Origin of the sequence: Flavobacterium sp. RHBU_24 (assembly GCF_046613695.1) — a bacterium.
Lineage (GTDB): Bacteria > Bacteroidota > Bacteroidia > Flavobacteriales > Flavobacteriaceae > Flavobacterium.
On sequence record NZ_JBKJHD010000001.1, the window covers coordinates 157791 to 177889 of the forward strand.

Sequence of the window (20099 nt, forward strand, 5' to 3'; positions counted from 1 at the left end):
GACTTACTGGTTTTTTGCTGTTGCGCTGCCAAAAAATTTGTTTTTGGTAAGTACCATAAAGTTATAGTTTTTTGCAAACAGTTTTTTAAGCGCAGAGGCATCTTCTTTCGGGAACCAGTCTGTAGTACGCGGCTGCTCAATAAGGCGCTCGTGTACCTGGTAGGCATAGGTGGCAATGCTGGTGCGGTAATTGCCCTCAGGAAAATTTGTCATGTCGTAGCCATGTAGTGTATAAGGGGCGCACTGCTGAATAATCATCCTGTTAAATGGCACAGCAAGCGCAGCTTCTTCATTGGTCCTTAAATCTTTTATTTTAAGTTCCCCGCCATATTCGGGTTTCCAGCCTTTGTTAAGATAAAGCAGCAGGTTTAGCTCGCGGTACCAGTTTTTGTTTATAGGATGGTAATTAAAATCAAGGTGCATGTCTAAAAAACTGTTCTTTTTGCCCTGGTGCAGTCCCCCGCCAAAGTTTTTTGGGTCTACAAATGTTTTTTTTGCGGTAATAAAGGCCAGTATCTTATTAAAACGGTCAGAAGCAAGATCATTATAAAACTCGGCAAACTCAGGGCAAATTTCTTTGTAATTCGATTTTTCAAACTTATTGTTGGCAAAAGCATAATCACGGCTTTTATTAGCCAGCTCAGGAACGCTTTCATAGGCTTTATTCAGCTTTTCCTCATCGCAAAAATTATCCAGTATAAGGTGCGGAAAAGGCTGTGCGGTAAGATATTTAATCCGAAGCTCTTCTAAATTGTTCTCTAAGTTTTCAAAGTTGATCATGGTTCCTCAAAATTTATGCGTCAACAAAAATAACCAAAAAAAGGTTTTAAAGCTTATTTAGAATCGTTAAAACGGCAACAGAAAAGTATTGCTTATTTTTTTTAAATAATTGTGTACTTTTGCCCGATAACCTATGGATTTTTTAAATGAAAATAGCTATAGTAGGTACCCGGGGCATACCCAATCATTATAGTGGTTTTGAGCAGTTTGCTGAATATTTCTCAGTATACCTGGCAGAAAAGGGGCATGATGTATATGTATACAACTCGCACAACCACCAGTACCAGGAAAAAACCTTTAAGGGGGTAAACCTTATACACAAGCACGACCCGGAATATAAATACGGAACCTTTGGGCAGTTTATATACGACTATAATTGTATAAAAGACTCGCGTAAGCATAATTTTGATGTAGTGCTGCAGCTGGGCTATACCAGCAACTCGGTATGGTTTTTTATGCTGCCGAAAAAAGCCGTAACCATAACCAATATGGACGGGCTCGAGTGGAAGCGCAGCAAGTACTCTAAGCCGGTACAGCAGTTCCTTAAGTTTGCCGAAAGGCTGGCCGCCATGAGCAGCGACTACCTGGTGGCCGACTCGCTGGGCATACAGTCGTTCCTGAAGAGAAAGTACAATAAAGACAGCGCTTACATACCGTATGGCGCGCATCCGTTTAGCACGCCGGATGATGCCATACTAAAAGAATATGGCGTAGAGAAAGGAATGTATAACATGATTATTGCCCGCTTTGAGCCCGAAAACAATATAGACATGGTGTTGCAGGGTATAGTAGATGCCGGAAATACTACCACCATACTTGTAGTGGGCAACCATAAAACAAAATATGGCGAATATCTTAAAGATAAATATAAGGCGCAAGCCAACATCCGTTTTACAGGCGGTATTTTTAATATAAGTTTTTTAAATAACCTGCGTTATTATTCGGGGCTGTATTTTCACGGGCATTCGGTGGGGGGTACAAACCCATCATTACTTGAGGCTATGGCCAGCCGCGCGTTTATACTGGCGCACAACAACGATTTTAATAAGGCGATATTAAAAGATAATGCTTATTATTTTTCAAACCCGGCCGAGGTGGCAGCACTGGTAAAACAACTAAAGAAAGAAGATAACCTGCAAAAGGTAGAAAACAATTATAATGCAATAGTGCACGATTTTAACTGGGATAAAGTTAATGGCCAATATCTACAATTTTTCGAGGAATGCTTTGCTAAAAAGAATAGGGCTCACGCCGGGTAAAAAACTGCTCGTATTCCTTATTTCGCTTGTTGCGCTTACCATACCCCTGGGCTATGTGTATAACAGTGTTGCTGTAATATTTTTTGTTGCATGTTCAATACTCTCCGCCCGCAGGCAGGATTTTTCGCTAAAGTTGCATCTTGTACTTCCTGCTGCCCTTTTTGTGCTTATGCTGGTATCGGTACTATGGTCTTTAACCCCTCACGAATCGCTAAAGGCACTTGGTAAAGAAGCCGGGCTGTTTTTTATACCCATAGCTTTTATGCTTAACCGGCGGCTAAATAGCCGAGGGGTTAACGATATACTCAAAAACTTTAGCCTGGGCATGTGCATTATTGGCGCTTATTTTCTGATAAGGGCGGTGGTGCGTTATATAGCATCGGGCAATGTTGATGTGTTTTTTTACCATGAGCTTGCCACAATACAGGTAAATGCGGTATACCTCTCTGTAGTAATGTCTATGGCGTTTGTAGTGTTTCTTGCAAAGAAAGGTAAAACGCTCTGGGGCTACGCGGCTATGGGCTTTTTGCTGTTGCTTATCTTTTTGCTGTCGTCTAAAAACCTTATTATTATAGATATAGCGCTTGTGTTGCTATATTATATTTTTTATTCACAGCTGCCTAAAAAGGCCAGGGTAGGGGTACTGCTTGCCTTTACTGCCTTAGTGTTGGTTATGGGCTATTCCGGCCGCATATATGAGCGTATCCTGCATGAAACCCAGGCCGCAAGCCATGATGAACAGGCAGACGGCATACATTATGTAACGATAAGCGAAGCTGCCACCCGCAAGCAGTTTAATGAAAACTGCTACTTTAACGGTACCGCCTTTCGCACGTACCAGGCCCGTATTTTTACCGAAATGCTCCAGGAAGACCCTATATTCTTTACCGGCTACGGGCTTAACGCAAGTGCTGTTAAAGTAGAGCAAAAAGGGCTGGAGCATAATATATACCATAAAAACGATGATGAGATGGCTTACAATAAGCTTAATTTTCACAACCAGTATGTGCAGGTTTTTGCAGATCTGGGCATTTTCGGGTTTCTTATAGTTGTTATAATGCTTGCAATAAATTTAAAAAAAGGCTTACAAAACAAATATTTTATACACATTGCTTTCGCAATTCTTATGATAAGTGTATTTTTGACGGAGTCCTTCTTATGGAGGCAGAGAGGCGTAGTGCTGTTTAGCATTTTTTATTGCCTTTTTAATGATATGCTGCCGTTTGTGGCAAAACGAAAACCAAATGAAAACGATACTTATAACGGGAGCGGCAGGATTTCTGGGCTCACATCTTTGTGACAGGTTTATAAAAGAAGGCTATTATGTTATAGGGATGGACAATCTTATAACCGGCGACCTTAAAAACATACAGCATCTGTTTAAACTTGAAAATTTTGAGTTTTACCACCACGATGTTACAAAATATGTAAGTATACCGGGCAACCTTGACTATATACTGCACTTTGCATCGCCCGCAAGCCCTATAGATTATTTAAAGATACCCATACAAACCCTTAAGGTAGGCTCGCTGGGCACGCACAACCTGCTCGGACTGGCACGTGCCAAAAAAGCGCGTATACTTATAGCCAGCACCTCTGAGGTGTATGGCGACCCGCTGGTGCACCCGCAAACCGAAGATTACTACGGCAATGTAAACACCATAGGCCCGCGCGGCGTATATGATGAGGCAAAGCGCTTCCAGGAGTCCATCACTATGGCGTATCATACATTTCACGGCGTAGATACCCGCATTGTACGCATATTTAATACATACGGCCCGCGCATGAGGCTAAACGACGGCCGTGTAATACCTGCATTCATCGGCCAGGCACTTCGTGGCGAAGACCTTACCGTTTTTGGCGACGGAAGCCAAACGCGTTCTTTTTGCTTTGTAACAGACCAGGTTGAAGGCATTTTCCGCCTGCTGCACTCAGATTATATTTACCCGGTAAACATTGGCAACCCCGATGAAATTACAATCCGTGATTTTGCCGAAGAAATCATAAAGCTAACCGGTACCACCCAAAAAGTTATTTACAAGCCGCTACCCGTAAACGACCCGCTGCAACGCCAGCCGGATACTACCCTTGCTAAAAAACTGCTGGGATGGGAAGCTAAGGTAGGCAGGGAAGAAGGGATGAAAATTACTTACGAGTATTTTAAGTCGCTTTCCAGCGAAGAACTTCTTAAGGAAGAACATAAAGATTTTTCAGGATACATTAGATAATATGGCTGAAACGACCGGGCAGGGATATTCAAAATACTTAAGGCTTATCAATATTGTTTTTGACCTGTTGATACTCAACCTTGTTTTTCCCCCTCTTTTTTCCGGGCTTAATGTAAACACCCTGCACTTTGCACTATACATAAACGTGTGCTGGGGTGCTATAGCTTATTTTTCAGGATTTTATGAGGTATACCGCTATACCCCCATAGTCCAGGTGTTGTCAAAAATCATAAAGCAGGGGCTGCTGTTTGCATTAGTCACCATAGCCTTTTTCCCGTTTTCTAAGCATACTGTCTTTGACAGAGATGCTGTACTTACCTATATTGCCATTGTAGTAAGCGTTGTAGCCCTATTTAAGATAGCAAAGTTTTACTACCTTAAAAGCTATCGCCTTAGCACGGGCAGTAATTACCGTAAAGCCATCATAATAGGCCATACAGAGGCATCGGTTAGGCTAAAGGAGTTTTTTGAGGGAAACCCTGCCTATGGGTACCGCTTTCAGGGCTTTTTCTCTAACAATAACAACCATGCTGATGTAAAAGGCGCCATACCGGAAGTAAAGCATTATGCTGAACAAAATAATATCGACGAAATTTACTGTTCTCTTAATGAACTCTCCGGCCCGGAGCTTAAAGACCTTGTAGATTTTGCCGAAAGTAAAAATAAAACCATAAAATTTATACCGGATACGAAAGATATTTTTTCAAAAAACCTACGTATAGATTATTACGAAATGTTTCCGGTACTGTCACTGCGCAAAACCGCGCTGGACGAACCTGTAGCACAGTTGGTAAAGCGTGTTTTTGATATTGCTTTTTCGCTTGTGGTTATCGTGTTAGTGTTGTCGTGGCTCACACCGCTACTCTCAATGCTTATAAAACTGGAGTCTAAAGGGCCTGTTTTTTTTAAGCAAAGCCGCCCCGGCATTGATGAAAAGGAGTTCTTTTGCTATAAATTCCGTTCGATGCAAATAAATGAAACTACCGAACAATCGGTAACGCGAAATGACCCGCGTGTAACCCGTATAGGCAAGTTTATCCGTAAAACGAGTATAGACGAGCTCCCCCAGTTTCTTAATGTGCTTAAGGGCGAAATGAGTATTGTAGGCCCACGCCCCCACCTCTGGAGCCAAAACAATCTTTATGGGGCTACAATTAAAAAGTATATGGTGCGCCTCTATGTAAAGCCCGGCATTACCGGCCTGGCTCAGGTAAGGGGATACCGCGGTGAAATAGCTACCGACGAGGATATGATAAACCGTATAAAATATGATGTGTTTTATATACAAAACTGGTCGATGCTGCTCGACCTTAAAATTATAGTACAAACGGTGGTAAACATTTTTATGGGTGAGGATAAAGCCTATTAAAATGTTACCTTTGCACCATTATAAACACACAACAAAGCAATGAATATTTTACTGTTAGGTTCGGGCGGCAGGGAGCATGCCCTTGCATGGAAAATGCTGCAAAGCCCGCTTTGCGACACCCTTTTTGTAGCCCCGGGCAATGCCGGTACCGCTGCCATAGCTACTAATGTAAACATAAGCCCGCTTAACTTTGAAGCGGTTAAGCAAACCGTTTTAAACAACAATATTACCATGGTTGTTGTAGGCCCGGAAGACCCACTGGTTAATGGCATTTACGATTTTTTCAAGAATGACGCGCAGCTTGCTCACGTTCCTGTAATAGGCCCGTCGCAACACGGTGCGCAACTGGAAGGCAGTAAAGAGTTTGCTAAAAAATTCCTGATTAAAAACAACATACCTACTGCCGCTTACGACAGCTTTACAAAAGATACGGTAGAGGAGGGCTGTAAGTTTCTTGAAACTTTAAAAGCCCCTTATGTGCTTAAAGCCGATGGCCTTGCCGCCGGAAAAGGCGTGCTGATTTTAAACACCCTTGAAGAGGCACAGCACGAACTGCGTAGTATGCTTGTAGATGCCAAGTTTGGCGATGCGAGCGCGAAGGTGGTTATAGAAGAGTTTCTGGATGGTATAGAGCTTAGCGTGTTTGTACTTACCGATGGCAACAGTTATAAACTATTGCCAACCGCTAAAGACTATAAGCGCATAGGCGAAGGCGATACAGGCCTAAACACGGGTGGTATGGGCGCTGTAAGCCCCGTTCCGTTTGCCGATGCCGGGTTTATGGAGAAGATAGAAACCCGTATTGTAAAGCCTACCATACAAGGCCTTAAAAATGATAATATCGACTATACCGGCTTTGTGTTTATAGGGTTAATAAAAGTAGGTAACGACCCGTTTGTAATAGAATATAACGTGCGCATGGGCGACCCTGAAACCGAAGTGGTAATACCCAGGCTAAAGAGCGACCTTGTAGAAATATTTATAGCCATGGCCGATGGCACGCTGGATGAAGTAGGCTTTGAAATTGATGAGCGCAGCGCCACTACAGTAATGCTGGTATCTGGAGGATATCCGGAAGACTACGAAAAGGGTATGGAGATAACCGGGCTTGAAAATGTAGAAGGCAGTATAGCCTTTCATGCCGGTACTACGCTGAAAGACGGCAAGGTAGTAACCGCCGGAGGCCGTGTAATAGCCGTAACATCGTATGATAACGACTTTAGGGAGGCCATAAAAAAATCTTATCAAAATATAGATAAGCTACATTTTGATAAGATGTATTATAGAAAAGATATCGGCTTTGACCTTTAAAAAGTAACCGGGGCTTTAATTAGCCCTGGGTATTTTTACCAAGGAATGAGTGGGCCGTAGTATCCTGTACGTCATCGTTGTTCTCTTTGTATATTTTTAGTTGTTTCATCCAGTATACAAAGGCGCCGCAGCAAATAATGATGAATATCCAGGTAATGATGTTGGCAGTCCACCAGTTTATAAGTTCAAGCCTGCGGAAAAAATCAAGCGGGATGAATAGGAAATCAGTAAACAGAGATCCAAGCCCTTCAAAAAATGCTGTCATTTTTATTAAGTATTATATTAACAGTCACAAAAGTATAAAATTATCGCATGCTGGCAAGTATTTTTAGTAAAACAAGGCCCATTAATTATCTTTTATTAGGTACTACCCTGATATTGTTTTACGTACTGTACCTGTTAACGGATACGGCATGGGCATCAGGCCCGCTTACCATAGGTTTAAAGGTGGCCATACTGCTGCTTTTGGCCGGTTCGGTGTTGCTGGTAGGCTTTGTTGCCCTCCGTAACACCCTTACCCGGGCTAACAGTTATGCGCTGCTACTGTTTTTAATGTTCCTGTTGCTTTTTCCTACCTTATTATCAAATACAAAAATTATTGTAGCAAACTTTTTTCTACTACTGGCCCTGCGCAGGCTTATATCGCTGCAATCGCTAATTAGCCCCAAGGAAAAAATATTTGATGCTTCCTTTTGGATTATCGCTGCGGCGCTGTTCCACTTTTGGTGTATTATTTACCTGGTTTTAGTATTTATTTCAATAGTTTTTCACGTATCGCGCGACTACCGAAACTGGATAATACCGTTTGTGGCCTGTGCCGCTGTGGCAGTCATCTACATGATGTTTGGTCTTATGGTAGGCCACGGCCTTTTTGAGCAACTGCTGGACGAGATGAAGCCCAGCTTTGATTTTATGTATTTTGAAAACATCTATCAAAATATAGCCCTCTCACTTTTCGCGCCGGTGGCGTTATTGTTTGCGGTGCCTTATACCTTCTCTATTAGCGGTAAGCCGCTTAACCTGCAATCGGGCCATAAAAAGATACTCTATTCGTTTCTTATAGGGGTGGCTATTTATATGCTCTCAAACCACAAAAACAACAGTTTCCTGGCATTTACCTTTGCGCCGCTTGCCATTATGGGAGCTAACTTTATAGAAAGCCAGGAAAGCAAATGGACCCGCGAGGCTATTGTATGGAGCGTGGTGGTTATTTGTGTACTGATATTTTTACTGCAGTTGTAAACCGGTTTATAACTGCCACACCCCAGGGCCCAATCACTGGGCTATGCAATCTGTGTGGTAAACAACAAAAGCGTATAACAGGATAATTTTTTTAAAATTTTACACTTTTTAAAAACACTGCTGACATACTGCTGTCATAAACCGGGTTTACCTTTGCCATATAAATCAAAAAACAATTTTATTATGGAAAATGTACAGGCACCCACAGCAGCGCTTTTAACCCCGGAAACTTTATTAAAACACTGGCAGGGGCACCGCGGCCTTACCCGCAGGGTTATTGAAGCCTTCCCGGAAAAAGACCTTTTTGAGTTTGCCATAGGCGGTATGCGCACCTTTGCCGTGCTGGCCATGGAAATTATAGACCTAACAGGCCCGGGTATTAAAGGCCTTGCCACCGGCGAATGGAGCCAGGGGCCAATGCCCCACCACAGTGGAGAAGGAATGTCAAAAACAAAGGAAGAACTGCTTACCCTTTGGGATGAGACTACCAAAAGGCTCGAAATTTACTGGCCACAGATACCCGTTGAAAAATTTGACGACAAGGTAAAAGCATTTGGCATGTATGATGGCACAATACTAAGCAGCATACTTTATTTTATGGACAACGAAGTACACCACCGTGCCCAGGGCTATGTATACCTGCGTGCGCTGGGTATAGAGCCGCCTGCGTTTTGGGACAGGCCATAAGCACAGGGTTCATCATCAATTATAAACATAAGCACCACTAAAAGTGGTGTTTCTGCATTTTATGGCATAGCTGTTTTGGCTGTACAGGCAATTTACGAAAACGTTTTAACCTTTGTAATCCACACATCTAAACTTTTTATCCATTCGCCGAAACATATCCAATCTCTTGTCTAAAAGAATGAGGCGTTAATTAAAGCATGGCTACATTTGTAGTGTAAAAATTAGTAGTTTGATTTGCGGCCGGTCAGCCGCAGCTATGGTTAAGCTTTAATAATTTTTGCATCTTCAATTTGGCATTATCCAAGTTTACTGCACTTTAATTTTATTAATGCCGTGATATAAACCTGTCGCCCCCGGCAGGTTTATTTTTTTTAAAAGTCGAACTTTAACTGCACCGCAACCGCTTTCTTTTGCCCGGCCTCATTGTTAAGGTTGGCCAGTGATATGCCCAGCAGCCGCACCGATTCTTTCGGGCGTTCCTGGTACAGCAGTTCTTTAACGGTTTCCATAATAAGGCTTTTATCCGAAATAAAATAGGGCATGGTCTTGCTCCGGGTTTGCACGGTAAAGTCAGAGTACTTTATTTTAAGGGTAACGGTTTTGCCCGCTATTTTTTTCTTCTTTAAACGGCGTTCCAGCTCATCAGCAATGCGTTCCAGCTTTTCGAGCATAAAAACTTCAGACACGAGGTTCTCATTAAAGGTATGCTCTGTACCCACCGATTTAGCAATGCGGTGTGGCTTTACCTCGCTATTGTGTATGCCGCGCACCACACGGAAATAATAGGCACCGCTTTTGCCAAAATGCTGGGTAAGGTATTCCTCGGTTTTTTCTTTGAGGTCTTTACCTGTAAAGATGCCCAGCTGGTACATACGCTCTGTAGTAACCTTGCCCACGCCATAAAACTTGCCAATCGGCAGGTCTTCGAGAAATTGCAGTACTTCGTCCGGGTTTACGGTTTTCTGGCCATTGGGCTTGTTGTAGTCGCTGGCTACCTTGGCAATAAATTTATTAATACTTATACCCGCCGATGCAGTTAGCCCGGTTTCCTCTAAAATCCGCTGGCGGATTTCGGATGCAATAAGGGTGGCGCTGGGGTTGCCCTTTTTGTTAACGGTAACGTCGAGGTAGGCTTCATCAAGCGAAAGCGGCTCCACAAGGTCGGTAAACTCATGGAACACCTCGCGTATCTTTCCGCTAATTTCGGTATAGCGTTCAAACCGGGGTTTTACAAAGATAAGGTGCGGGCAGCGCTTTTTGGCAAGGTAACCGCTCATGGCGCTACGCACGCCAAACTTGCGCGCCTCGTAGCTTGCCGCGCTTACCACACCACGGGTTTCGCCACCGCCCACCGCAATGGCCTTGCCGCGCAGCCCGGGGTTATCCAGCTGCTCTACAGACGCGTAAAACGCGTCCATATCTACATGGATAATTTTTCGCTGCGGTTTAGGGGCCTCCTCTTCCATAGCGTAAAATTACAGAAAAAAGAAGAGCCTCACCCCCAGCCCCTCTCCGAAAGAGAGGGGAGCAGCTTCACTCAGCCACACTATACCCGTAGCCGTCATTGCGAGCGGAGGAACGGAGCGCGGCAATCTTATAAATTATTTATAGTGCGTTTGCTGCGCTTCTTTAAAAACTCAAGAAACTTATCACGGTCAAAATCTTCGGCAATACCACTATCTCTTCCTTCCTGGATTGCTTTACGTAATGCGATGATTTTATTTTCTTCATCTTCAAGCAGGCGAAGCCCTGCACGCACCACTTCGCTGGCATTACTAAACCTACCATTTATAATTGTACTTTCAATGAAATCTTCAAAATGACTTCCCAATGAAATTGATGTGTTTTTTCCCATCGTAAATAAATTTAATCTAAGTTACCAAAATTTGGTAACACATCAAAATATATTTTATACCGCCTCAAACAACTTACCCGGCAATGGCCGAATCAACCCCTTAAGCTCCATAGTAAGCAGCAATGATGACAGTTTAAATACCGGCATTTCGCAGTGGAGCGCTATGATGTCCATAAGTTCCTTGCCGTTTTGCTGCAGGTAGTCGTATACCTTTTGCTCATCAGGTTCCAGGGTTACGAAGAGTTGTTTTTGCACCGGGGCCTTCTTCTTTTCGTCCAGCTCCCAGTTCAGCATATAAATAAGGTCGGCAGCACTGGTAAGCAGGTTGGCACGCTGGCTTTTTATCAGGTTATTGCAGCCCATGCTGTATTTATCGGTAACGCGGCCGGGCACGGCAAACACATCGCGGTTATAATCGTTAGCCACATTGGCCGTAATGAGCGACCCTCCCTTATCGGCGCTTTCTATAATAATGGTCGCCTCGCTAATGCCGGCCACAATACGGTTTCGCTTTACAAAATTCTCCTTATCGGGATTACTGCTGCTCCAGAACTCGGTCATGAAACCGCCGTTCTCTTCCATTTTGGCTACATACTTTTTGTGCACTTTTGGGTATACCTGGTTAAGCCCGTGGGCTACTATACCTACGGTTTGCAGGTTATTTTCCATGGCAACCAGGTGGGCGTGAATGTCTACCCCATAAGCAAAACCGCTTATAATAACCGGGTTTAGCGGTGCGAGGTCTTCCAGTAGCTTACGGCAAAAGTCGGCGCCGTAGGCTGTCATCTGGCGGGTGCCCACTATACTTATGGTTTTTCGGCTTTCAAAGTCAATCTTCCCGGTGCTGAATAATAGTACCGGCCCGTCTATGCAGTGCTTTAGCCTTTCAGGGTAACCCGCTTCCTGGTAATAGAGCGCCTTTATATTATTTTGCCTGATGAAGTTCATCTCGGCTTCGGCGAGCTTATAAACACTTTGCTCCTGCAGGTTCCGATAGAGCACTTCGCCCACGCCTTCTATGGCTAAAATTTGCTTGCGGTTGGCCCGGAGCACGGCTTCGGCGCTGCCCAGGTGGCTTATCAGCTTTTTAGCCACGATGTCGCCCACGCCCTCTACCCGCATCAAAGCCAGGGTATTAAATAATTCTGATTCTGTCATTAAAAATATAAATGGCAGTGCATAAGCACGTTACTATTGTTAATAAAATTTGTGGATAATTTTTCTGTTTGCTCATCTCAATACTTACTTTTGTAACTATGACGATCGAGAAACACATATCCGCTTTACTCTACCGCTATCAGTGCGTAACGGTTCCCGCTTTTGGGGCCTTCCTTACCGAAGTGCGTGCTGCCCGGCTCGATTCCGCTTCACACACGTTCTACCCGCCGGTAAAAGTGGTTTCATTTAATGCGAATGTAAAAAATAATGACGGGCTTTTAGCCAATCATATCGCGCAGCAGGAAAAAATATCTTACGATGCCGCTATTGCCGCGATTGCCACTAATGTGCAGGAGTGGAAAGCCACGCTGGAAAACCTTGATATCATCTTTTTAAAGAACATAGGCCAGATGGGGCTTAACGCCGAAGGCAGCCTTGTGTTTACGCCCGATACCCCGGTTAACTACCTTGCGGAGGCTTTTGGCCTGGGAAAAGTGGTTTCTGCCGAGATAAAGCGTGAGGTATATAAAGCCGAAGTGGAAGCCCTGGAGGAACGGGCGCCGATAGCCTTTACGCCCGGGCGCAGGCGCAACTTTAGCCTACTGAAATATGCCGCTGTTTTTGCCCTGATTACAGGGATAGGCACCGTAGCCTTTAAAAATTACTATGATTATAAAATTGCCGCCGATACACTGGCGGTGCAAAATAACGTACAGGCCAGGGTAGAGCAGCACATGCAATCGGCATCTTTTATGCTGGACCCCTTGCCGGCGGTGGTGCTTCCTGTAAAACATGAAGTAATAAGCCAACCCTACCATGTAGTGGCCGGTGCCTATAAAAGCGCAGAAAACGCAGATACCGCAGTGGCAGGGCTTATTAAGGCAGGATACAAAGCGCACAGGCTGGAACTAAATAAACACCACTTATACCCTGTAGTATATGGAAGTTTTGAAACGTATGAAGAAGCCCGCCAAAGCATGAATGAAATACACAGCACCGGCGACAGGGATGCATGGCTACTGATACAATAAGTAAGACAATTACAAGTTATTCCCCCGTTTTTTGCGGGGGATTTTTTTTGCCCGCCCACACAGCCTATCTTTGCAGGAAACTAAAATACGCAATGCAGCCAAAATACCCCTCAGATTCGGTAACTGTTATGACCGATATTATATTACCGGGAGAGACCAATCCGCTTAATAACCTTTTTGGAGGCGAACTGCTGGCCCGTATGGACCGTGCCGCGAGCATAGCCGCACGCAGGCATAGCGGCCGTATTGTGGTAACGGCATCGGTAAACCATGTTGCCTTTAACCGCGCTATACCATTAGGAAGTGTGGTAACCATTGAGGCAAAAGTGAGCCGTACCTTTACATCGAGCATGGAAACTTTTATAGACGTGTGGCTGGAAGACCGTGTTAGCGGCGTACGCTCTAAGGCCAATGAGGCAATATATACCTTTGTAGCGGTAGACGAAACCGGTAAGCCCACTGCCGTACCGCCGCTGGAGCCACAAACTGAAATCGAAAAGGAACGTTTTGATGCCGCACTGCGCCGCAAGCAGCTCAGCCTGGTGCTGGCAGGTAAGATGAAGCCCCACGATGCCACCGAGCTTAAGGCCTTATTTATGTAATATACCGACCACCTTTAACAGGGTGGTTTTTTCTTTATACCCTGCAGGTACTATTACTAAGCACGATTAAGAGTCGTAATGCCTATTTAAACAAAAATTAAATATTTGTTAAAAAAATAACTATGTTTAGCGCTTATTTTGAGTTAAAACATAAATAATGCTTTAAGTTATATAATGTTCATAAAATAAGTTATTTGTGATATCTTATAACTAATTAACTTTTTCATAAAAAATTAGGTACTTTTAGAGAATATCAATATCCGGCTGAGAGTATTTATACAGCTATTTCAGCCAAAAGTTTAAACCAAATATATTTATGAAAAAAAATCTACGCTATCTTTTTGGGTCGGCATTACTCTTTGTGGGGGTAAGTGCTTTTGCCCAAACTTACCAGCCGCTGGCCGTAACAGGCTTTAACCAGGACGTAATTGCCAATGGTATCGGGGCGGCCAGCACCTCTACAACCACATCGGTAGACGCGCAAAATGTCAACGCTAATTTTGCCTACCTGGCATTAGACTTTCAGCTCGACGCAACATCGGCGTTGCCTACTGTAGGGCTCCCGTTAAACGGACAACTTACAAGCCCTAACATTCCCGGGCTAACGTTTAGCCTTATGCCTTACTCGGGCAATAACTCGCTAAAACTGCCTAACCAAAATGATTCGGGTACACTTACGCTTACTACACCGGTGGCAGTATCGGCACTTTACCTTGCCACCACTTCGGGTGATGGTGGCTCTACAATCTCAGTGCAGGTTAACTTTACCGACGGCACATCACAAACAGTATCCGGCCTTCCGGTAACCAACTGGGACAGCACGCCGCCTGCCGCCACGCCTACCATCATTGGCAACATTGGCCGTGTAAAACGTACTACGGGAGTGGTATCTACCGGTAACTTCCAGTTGTTCCAGATTACGGTGCCTATAGAAATAGGCAACCAGTCGAAACTGGTAAACAGCCTTACTGTTACCAAGACCGCTACCGGAAACGACTCACAAATACCGCACGTATTTGCAGTATCGGCACAAATACCGGGCAGCTGCCCCGTTATAGCCAGCTCTACGGGGGCATCAGCCTCTATGACATCAGGCGCTGTAAACTATACGCTTGGCTCATACGGCACCGGTGGTACCAACATTACGTATACTGTTGAAGTGTATACCGATGCCGCGTTTACTACTGCAATTGCAGGGTCGCCATTTACCGGCCTTACCGCAAGTTCTTATACCGTTCCCGGCCTTACCTTTGGCACCACGTATTACTACAGGGTAAAAGCCAATAACGGCAGTTGTGATTCTGCCTATTCAACAGGAAGCTTTACCATAGCCTATTGTACGCCTACAACAACCAATACTACTTCTACACTGTACTCTATCACACAGTTCAGCACCACGCTGGGATATATGAACATTAACCAGTCCACCGGTTTTGGAGCCTATAATAACTACAGCACTACACAAATGGTAGGCATTTCTGCCGGAAACACCTTTAACTACAGCGGTACTAAATATGGCGGTTCTACAACGGTAGACATTTGGGTAGACTGGAACCAGGACCTTGCCTTTAGCGATGCCGAAAAAGTTGTAGACGGGGGAACCGTTACAACCACAACAGGCACGTCTTTTTCAGGTTCTATAACCGTACCTGCGGGAACTGCTAACGGCAACTACCGTATGAGGGTACGTTCGCGTTATTTTAACTATGCCTCAAGCCCCTGTGCTAACATACTTTATGGCGATGCCGAAGATTACACAATTGCGGTATCAGAACAACCGGCAGACTGCCCCGCGCCTGCCGCGCCTGTGTTTACACTTGGCACCATTACGGCAAGCAGCATGACACCGGTAGTTACCATACCTACAGATGTACCTACGGGTTATGTATTAGTACGCAGTACGTCAGCAACCTTAAGCGCCACACCTGTAAACGGCACATGGTATACCGTGGGCGCAGATTTTGGCGGAGGTAAAGTTGCGGCTGTAGGTTCGGTCGCCGCGTTTACTGATTTCCTTGCGGCAAATACCCGCTACTACTATTTCTTATTTGCATATAACAATGGCGGTGCTACGTGCTACGGCCCTATTTACAGCCCTGTTACATCGGCAGATGCTTCTACCTGTGCGGTTGCTACAGCTGTTTCAGGCGCAAGTAATATAGGAAACTACAGTGCGAACCTAAATGCTACAAACATAGTAGGCACCGGCGGAAGCGCTGCCACCTACACGTTTGAAGTATATACCGATGCTGAAATGGCTAACCTGTTTGGCAGCTTTACATCTGCCACAAACAGCTACGCCCTTACCGGGCTTGATATAGCTACTACCTATTATTTCCGTGCAAAAGCTGTAACAACAGGCTGCTTTAACGATGCCTGGACAACCCTTGCCAGCTTTACCACACAAAGCCTGTATACGCCGCTGGATGTAACGGGCTATAGTGATGATGTAATTGCGAATGGAACCGGCATTGCAAACCTTTCTACTACCAATGCGGTAGATGGAGCCTCAAATGCCTATATCGCCCTTAATTATCAAAATGCGGCTACAAGTGCTGTTACCTCTGTGGGCTTACCGGTAAACAGGATATTAAACAATTCGGGTATTACAGGACTGGGATTTATAATGCCAGATTATACCGGCAATAACGCGTTAAGGCTTCCTGCGCAAAACCAGCCGGCTACACTTACCCTTACGCAGCCACGCAAACTAAGTAATCTGTACCTTGCCCTTACATCGGGTAGTGGGGCATCTACTATTTCTACTGTAATTAATTTTACCGACGGCACATCGCAGGCTTCTTCTTCCTTTGACCTTATCGACTGGTACAACCCGGGTACAGGGGCACAACCTGCATTAATAAGCAACCTGGGGCGTGCAAACAGGCAAAATGCCACAGGCGCTATAGAAACCGGCAACTCAAAAGTATTTTATGTTACGCTGCCGGTTACTGAGGAAAACCAGGCAAAAATGGTAGCATCAGTTACAATAACAAAAACCTCACCGGGTGCTACAGAGCCGGTACCAAATATCTTTGCCGTTTCAGGCAAAGTAATAGACGATTGCCCCGTACTTAACACGGCATTTAGTATGCCTACTGCCGGCGGTGCAAACGTAACTTTTGGCCTACTTGCCGGAAGCAGCGCTGCCGATTCTTACAATTACGCGGTGTATACTGATGAAGCCATGACTACACCTGTAGCAGGCTCTCCGTTTACAACTACTACAACTTCGCTTACCGTAACCGGCCTTATGGGCAACACTACATATTATTACAGTGCAACTGCAATAAATACCTCGTGTACATCAGCACCGGTAACCGGAAGTTTTACTACAACCTGTGTGGCACCTGCTGCGCCAGCCGCTACCGCGCAAACACTTTGCGCAGGCGCAACGGTGGCCGAACTTGAAGCTACTGCTGCAGAAGGCGCTACCGTAAACTGGTATGCCACTGCCACAGCTACTACACCGCTTACCGCAACTACCGCACTTACAGGCACTACATATTATGTATCTCAAACGGTGGCCGGATGCGAAAGCACAAGGGTTGCTGTTGTTGTAACTATAAATGCATTACCTGAAGCGCCTGCTGTGGCCGACCAGGATTTCTGCGGAAGCGCTACCATTGCCGACCTTGAAGTAACCGGTGCCGATGGCGCTGTATTTACATGGTTTGCTGTAGATGGCGAGCCTCTTGAAGCTACTGCGCCACTTGAATCGGGTGTATATTTTGTATCGCAAACCGTAGGCGAATGTACCAGCCCCGCTGCTGAATTTGATGTAACTGTAAACCCAACCCCGGAAGCACCTATAGCCGTTGAAGATGTTGCCTTCTGCGGAAGCGCAACCGTAGCAGACCTTACTGCTGAAGGTGAAGAAGGAGCTACCTTTACATGGTATGCTACCGAAGGCGGCGAAGCCCTTGAGGCTACCACTGCCCTGGAAACCGGTACATACTGGGTTACTCAAACCGTGGGTACCTGCAAAAGCACCGCTACTGAAGTAGCCGTTGCCATAAACAGTATACCGGATGCCCCTGCTACTGAGCCGCAAACGTTTTGCGAAGGTGCTACTGCCGCTGAGCTTACCGCTACAGCAGCCGAAGGCGCAACGCTAACATGGTTCGAAGCCGATGGTAGTACAGTGCTTGAAGCTGGCGCCGTACTTGAAACCGGTTCATACTGGGTTTCACAATCTTTGGGTGAATGTACAAGTGATGTTGCCCAGGTTGCAGTTACTGTAAATGAAACCCCTGAAGATCCTGAAGCGGAAGAAGAGCAGACGTTTACTGCCGGTGAAACGCTTGCCGACCTTGATGTAACCTTTGAGGAAGGTACTACCGTAACCTGGTATATATTTGATGAGGATGTATTTGTTGCAATACCTGCAACCACTGCCCTTGAAGATGGCGTTACCTATTATGTATCACAAAGCAACGGCACTTGTGAGAGTGAGCTTACCCCTGTTACCGCTAATGCGGCGGCAGGTATAGAGGGCTTTAACGCAAAGTCGCTCACGGTTTATCCTAACCCGTCTAACGGTGTAATAACTGTTGCTGCCAATACAAACCTTACCCGCCTGGTGCTTAACAACCTGCTGGGCCAGAAAGTAATGGAGCAAAATACAAATGCTATCGAAACACAATTAAACATTAGCGCACTTGCCGCCGGAACCTACATACTACAGGTAACCTCAGGCAACAGTACCGCCACTGTAAAAGTTATAAAGCAATAAGCTTAAACTAAAATATACTATGTGAGGCCGCCTGTTTGGGCGGCCTTTTTTTGTAGTGTCCCTTTCTTAAACAATATCAATGGCTTCTATGGCTTTTTCAAGTGCCCTAGCCTGCAGGCCGGGAATTGCTAATCCTTCTGCCCTTACAACATTAATATCGGTAATACCTATGAAGTTAAGGACACCTGTAAGGTAGGTTACAGCGTAATCAAATGCTGCCATAGGCCCTTCAGAAAATACCGAACCCGATGCTACCGCGATATAAGCTTTCTTACCTTTAGCCAGTCCGTCGGGTACCCCATCCTTATAGCGAAATGTTTGTCCAGCACGTACCACGTTATCAATCCAGCTTTTTAATGTTGAACTCACCCCGAGGTTATAAAGCGGCAGACCTATTACAAGTATATCTGATTCGAGAAGCTGTACGACCGCCTCATCTGATCGTTTTAGTGCAGCTTTAACTTCAGGTGTTGCCAATTCTGGCGGGGTAAACAAGGCAGTTATATAAGCACCATCAATGTGCGGGAAAGGGTTTACGCTGAGATCCAGTTGCGTTACCGTACTTCCGGGAAATGTTTCCGTAACCCGTTGGGCTATAGTATTGCCTAACTGTACGCTAACAGATGCTTCGCCACGCGGGCTTGATATAATGTGCAGGATGTTTTTCATCGCTTTAATTTTAAAATAGTTATTGTTACAGTTGCCAAAATTAAATACATTTGCTTACCAAAAGTTAGTAGTATACTTAAGGTAAGTAGTAACGTTTGGGTAACTGTAAATAAAAAACGGTATGAAAAATCAACTGGAATTAGCGCACAGTCCGGCACAATGCTCAGCCAGGCTGCGCAATGTGGGCGACGCGCTTTATGTTATTGGCGGGAAATGGAAACTGCGTATCATAATCGCCCTGGCCGAAGGGCATTGTCGCTTTAATGAATTGCAACGCACGCTGGAAGGCATTTCTGCAAAAGTGCTGAGCAACGAATTAAAGGACCTGGAGATAAATGGTTTTGTAAAGCGCGTGGTAAACACCGGCATACCTGTAATAGTTACCTATGAGCTGACAGATTATACCGACTCTTTAAAAGAGGTGCTGCAAGCACTGGGCAACTGGGGCGAACAGCACCGTGAAAAGCTGCGCAGCGAGAGCAGGCAGGCTTCATAATAAAACAAAAGCCGCCCTTGGGCAGCCTTATGTTGTTTATTTGATGAGGTAAATTACTTAACCTCTTTTATCTCAAAATTTTCAAAAGTAACGGGGAAGCTGAGTTTGCCCGGTGCTGCGGCTACCATGCCCACTTTTACCTTAACCCTTGGCGGGAAATAGGCCAGGCGCAGCATCTCGTATTTTTTGCCGTCAAATGAAAATTTTACCTCCACATAATCACCCTTGCGGAGTACCTTAAGCCAAACCGATTTCGGGCTGTCCTTGCGCGGTATAACCGACCAGTCGGAATAATCGCGTGTTACCACGGCACTCACGTTCTGCTTGCCGTCTACATATTCAATGCCGGTTTTTATCCAGTTTTTTTCGTCAATGCGCAGCATAATACCCGCCTGGTGAAACAACTCTTTATAAGCACCGGTTACCTTAACGCTAACCTCAAAATCGCCCTCAACCTCCACATAGCTAAACGGCCCGTTATCGCGGATAAAGCCGTAATGCGTTACCTGCCAGTAGTCGGTGCCCGGCTCCACGGTAAAGGTTAGTTTCTCGGTAGTGCCGCTCCATTGTTCGGGCGTGTTGTACCACTGCATTTTTTGCTGGGCAAAGGTAGACAGTGATACGAGTAGCGTTAGAGATAAAAATAGATTTTTCATGATGTTTTGGATAGATGTTTT

Annotated in this window: 18 protein-coding genes; 11 read left to right on the plus strand and 7 right to left on the minus strand. The window is 45.1% G+C overall.

Annotated elements, in window-relative coordinates:
* Positions 1–3: 3 nt before the first annotated feature.
* The gene (locus tag ACLI09_RS00760) at positions 4–780 is read right to left on the minus strand and encodes a 2OG-Fe(II) oxygenase (RefSeq protein ID WP_411417666.1); all 777 of its coding nucleotides are present in this window, start codon (positions 778–780) and stop codon (positions 4–6) included.
* A 146-nt stretch (positions 781–926) separates the two neighbouring features.
* Between ACLI09_RS00760 and ACLI09_RS00765 the strand changes: the two genes are divergently transcribed.
* Genes ACLI09_RS00765 through purD form a run of 5 tightly spaced genes read left to right on the plus strand, consistent with a single transcriptional unit; the run spans position 927 to position 6947 of the window.
* Positions 927–2039, plus strand: a complete 1113-nt coding sequence (locus ACLI09_RS00765; RefSeq protein ID WP_411417667.1) for a DUF1972 domain-containing protein — start codon at positions 927–929, stop codon at positions 2037–2039.
* Positions 1975–3339: an O-antigen ligase family protein gene (locus ACLI09_RS00770; protein ID WP_411417668.1), complete on the plus strand. Its 1365-nt coding sequence runs from the start codon at positions 1975–1977 to the stop codon at positions 3337–3339. The genes ACLI09_RS00765 and ACLI09_RS00770 overlap by 65 nt, the downstream gene beginning before the upstream one ends.
* Positions 3284–4267: a UDP-glucuronic acid decarboxylase family protein gene (locus ACLI09_RS00775; protein WP_411417669.1), complete on the plus strand. Its 984-nt coding sequence runs from the start codon at positions 3284–3286 to the stop codon at positions 4265–4267. The genes ACLI09_RS00770 and ACLI09_RS00775 overlap by 56 nt, the downstream gene beginning before the upstream one ends.
* A 1-nt stretch (position 4268) precedes the next feature.
* Positions 4269–5636: an undecaprenyl-phosphate glucose phosphotransferase gene (locus ACLI09_RS00780; protein ID WP_411417670.1), complete on the plus strand. Its 1368-nt coding sequence runs from the start codon at positions 4269–4271 to the stop codon at positions 5634–5636.
* 39 nt (positions 5637–5675) lie between these two features.
* Complete coding sequence (gene purD / locus ACLI09_RS00785) at positions 5676–6947, plus strand: phosphoribosylamine--glycine ligase (RefSeq protein ID WP_411417671.1); 1272 nt, start codon at positions 5676–5678, stop codon at positions 6945–6947.
* A gap of 19 nt (positions 6948–6966) precedes the next feature.
* Here purD and ACLI09_RS00790 read toward each other — a convergent pair whose 3' ends face one another.
* Positions 6967–7212 (minus strand): DUF6341 family protein, encoded by a 246-nt coding sequence (locus ACLI09_RS00790; protein WP_411417672.1) that lies wholly within the window; start codon positions 7210–7212, stop codon positions 6967–6969.
* A 47-nt stretch (positions 7213–7259) separates the two neighbouring features.
* On the opposite strand from ACLI09_RS00790, the gene ACLI09_RS00795 reads away from it, so the two are divergent.
* Positions 7260–8189 (plus strand): DUF6427 family protein, encoded by a 930-nt coding sequence (locus ACLI09_RS00795; RefSeq protein WP_411417673.1) that lies wholly within the window; start codon positions 7260–7262, stop codon positions 8187–8189.
* A 183-nt stretch (positions 8190–8372) separates the two neighbouring features.
* Positions 8373–8876, plus strand: a complete 504-nt coding sequence (locus ACLI09_RS00800) for a DinB family protein (protein ID WP_411417674.1) — start codon at positions 8373–8375, stop codon at positions 8874–8876.
* A gap of 371 nt (positions 8877–9247) precedes the next feature.
* On the opposite strand, the gene dinB is transcribed toward ACLI09_RS00800, so the two are convergent.
* The 3 genes from dinB to dprA form a co-directional block, all read right to left on the minus strand.
* Positions 9248–10342, minus strand: a complete 1095-nt coding sequence (gene dinB / locus ACLI09_RS00805; protein WP_411417675.1) for a DNA polymerase IV — start codon at positions 10340–10342, stop codon at positions 9248–9250.
* A 128-nt stretch (positions 10343–10470) separates the two neighbouring features.
* Positions 10471–10731: a type II toxin-antitoxin system ParD family antitoxin gene (locus ACLI09_RS00810; protein ID WP_411417676.1), complete on the minus strand. Its 261-nt coding sequence runs from the start codon at positions 10729–10731 to the stop codon at positions 10471–10473.
* 54 nt (positions 10732–10785) lie between these two features.
* A complete protein-coding gene (gene dprA, locus ACLI09_RS00815; protein ID WP_411417677.1) occupies positions 10786–11889 on the minus strand; it encodes a DNA-processing protein DprA in 1104 nt (367 codons plus the stop codon).
* 98 nt (positions 11890–11987) lie between these two features.
* Here dprA and ACLI09_RS00820 point away from each other — a divergent pair, with 98 nt between their 5' ends.
* From ACLI09_RS00820 to ACLI09_RS00830, 3 genes are all read left to right on the plus strand, one after another.
* Positions 11988–12920, plus strand: coding sequence for an SPOR domain-containing protein (locus ACLI09_RS00820; RefSeq protein WP_411417678.1), 933 nt, complete (start codon positions 11988–11990; stop codon positions 12918–12920).
* Between the two features lie 92 nt (positions 12921–13012).
* Entirely contained in the window at positions 13013–13522 is a 510-nt protein-coding gene (locus ACLI09_RS00825) for an acyl-CoA thioesterase (RefSeq protein ID WP_411417679.1), read from the plus strand.
* A 316-nt stretch (positions 13523–13838) separates the two neighbouring features.
* Positions 13839–18257, plus strand: coding sequence for a GEVED domain-containing protein (locus ACLI09_RS00830; RefSeq protein WP_411417680.1), 4419 nt, complete (start codon positions 13839–13841; stop codon positions 18255–18257).
* Positions 18258–18323: 66 nt separating this feature from the next.
* Here the strand turns inward: ACLI09_RS00830 and ACLI09_RS00835 are convergent, their stop codons facing one another.
* Positions 18324–18926 (minus strand): FMN-dependent NADH-azoreductase, encoded by a 603-nt coding sequence (locus ACLI09_RS00835; RefSeq protein ID WP_411417681.1) that lies wholly within the window; start codon positions 18924–18926, stop codon positions 18324–18326.
* Positions 18927–19047: 121 nt separating this feature from the next.
* On the opposite strand from ACLI09_RS00835, the gene ACLI09_RS00840 reads away from it, so the two are divergent.
* Positions 19048–19422 carry a winged helix-turn-helix transcriptional regulator gene (locus ACLI09_RS00840; RefSeq protein ID WP_411417682.1) on the plus strand — a complete coding sequence of 125 codons (375 nt, stop codon included), beginning with the start codon at positions 19048–19050 and terminating at the stop codon, positions 19420–19422.
* A gap of 53 nt (positions 19423–19475) precedes the next feature.
* On the opposite strand, the gene ACLI09_RS00845 is transcribed toward ACLI09_RS00840, so the two are convergent.
* The gene (locus ACLI09_RS00845) at positions 19476–20078 is read right to left on the minus strand and encodes a DUF1349 domain-containing protein (protein ID WP_411417683.1); all 603 of its coding nucleotides are present in this window, start codon (positions 20076–20078) and stop codon (positions 19476–19478) included.
* Positions 20079–20099 lie beyond the last annotated feature (21 nt).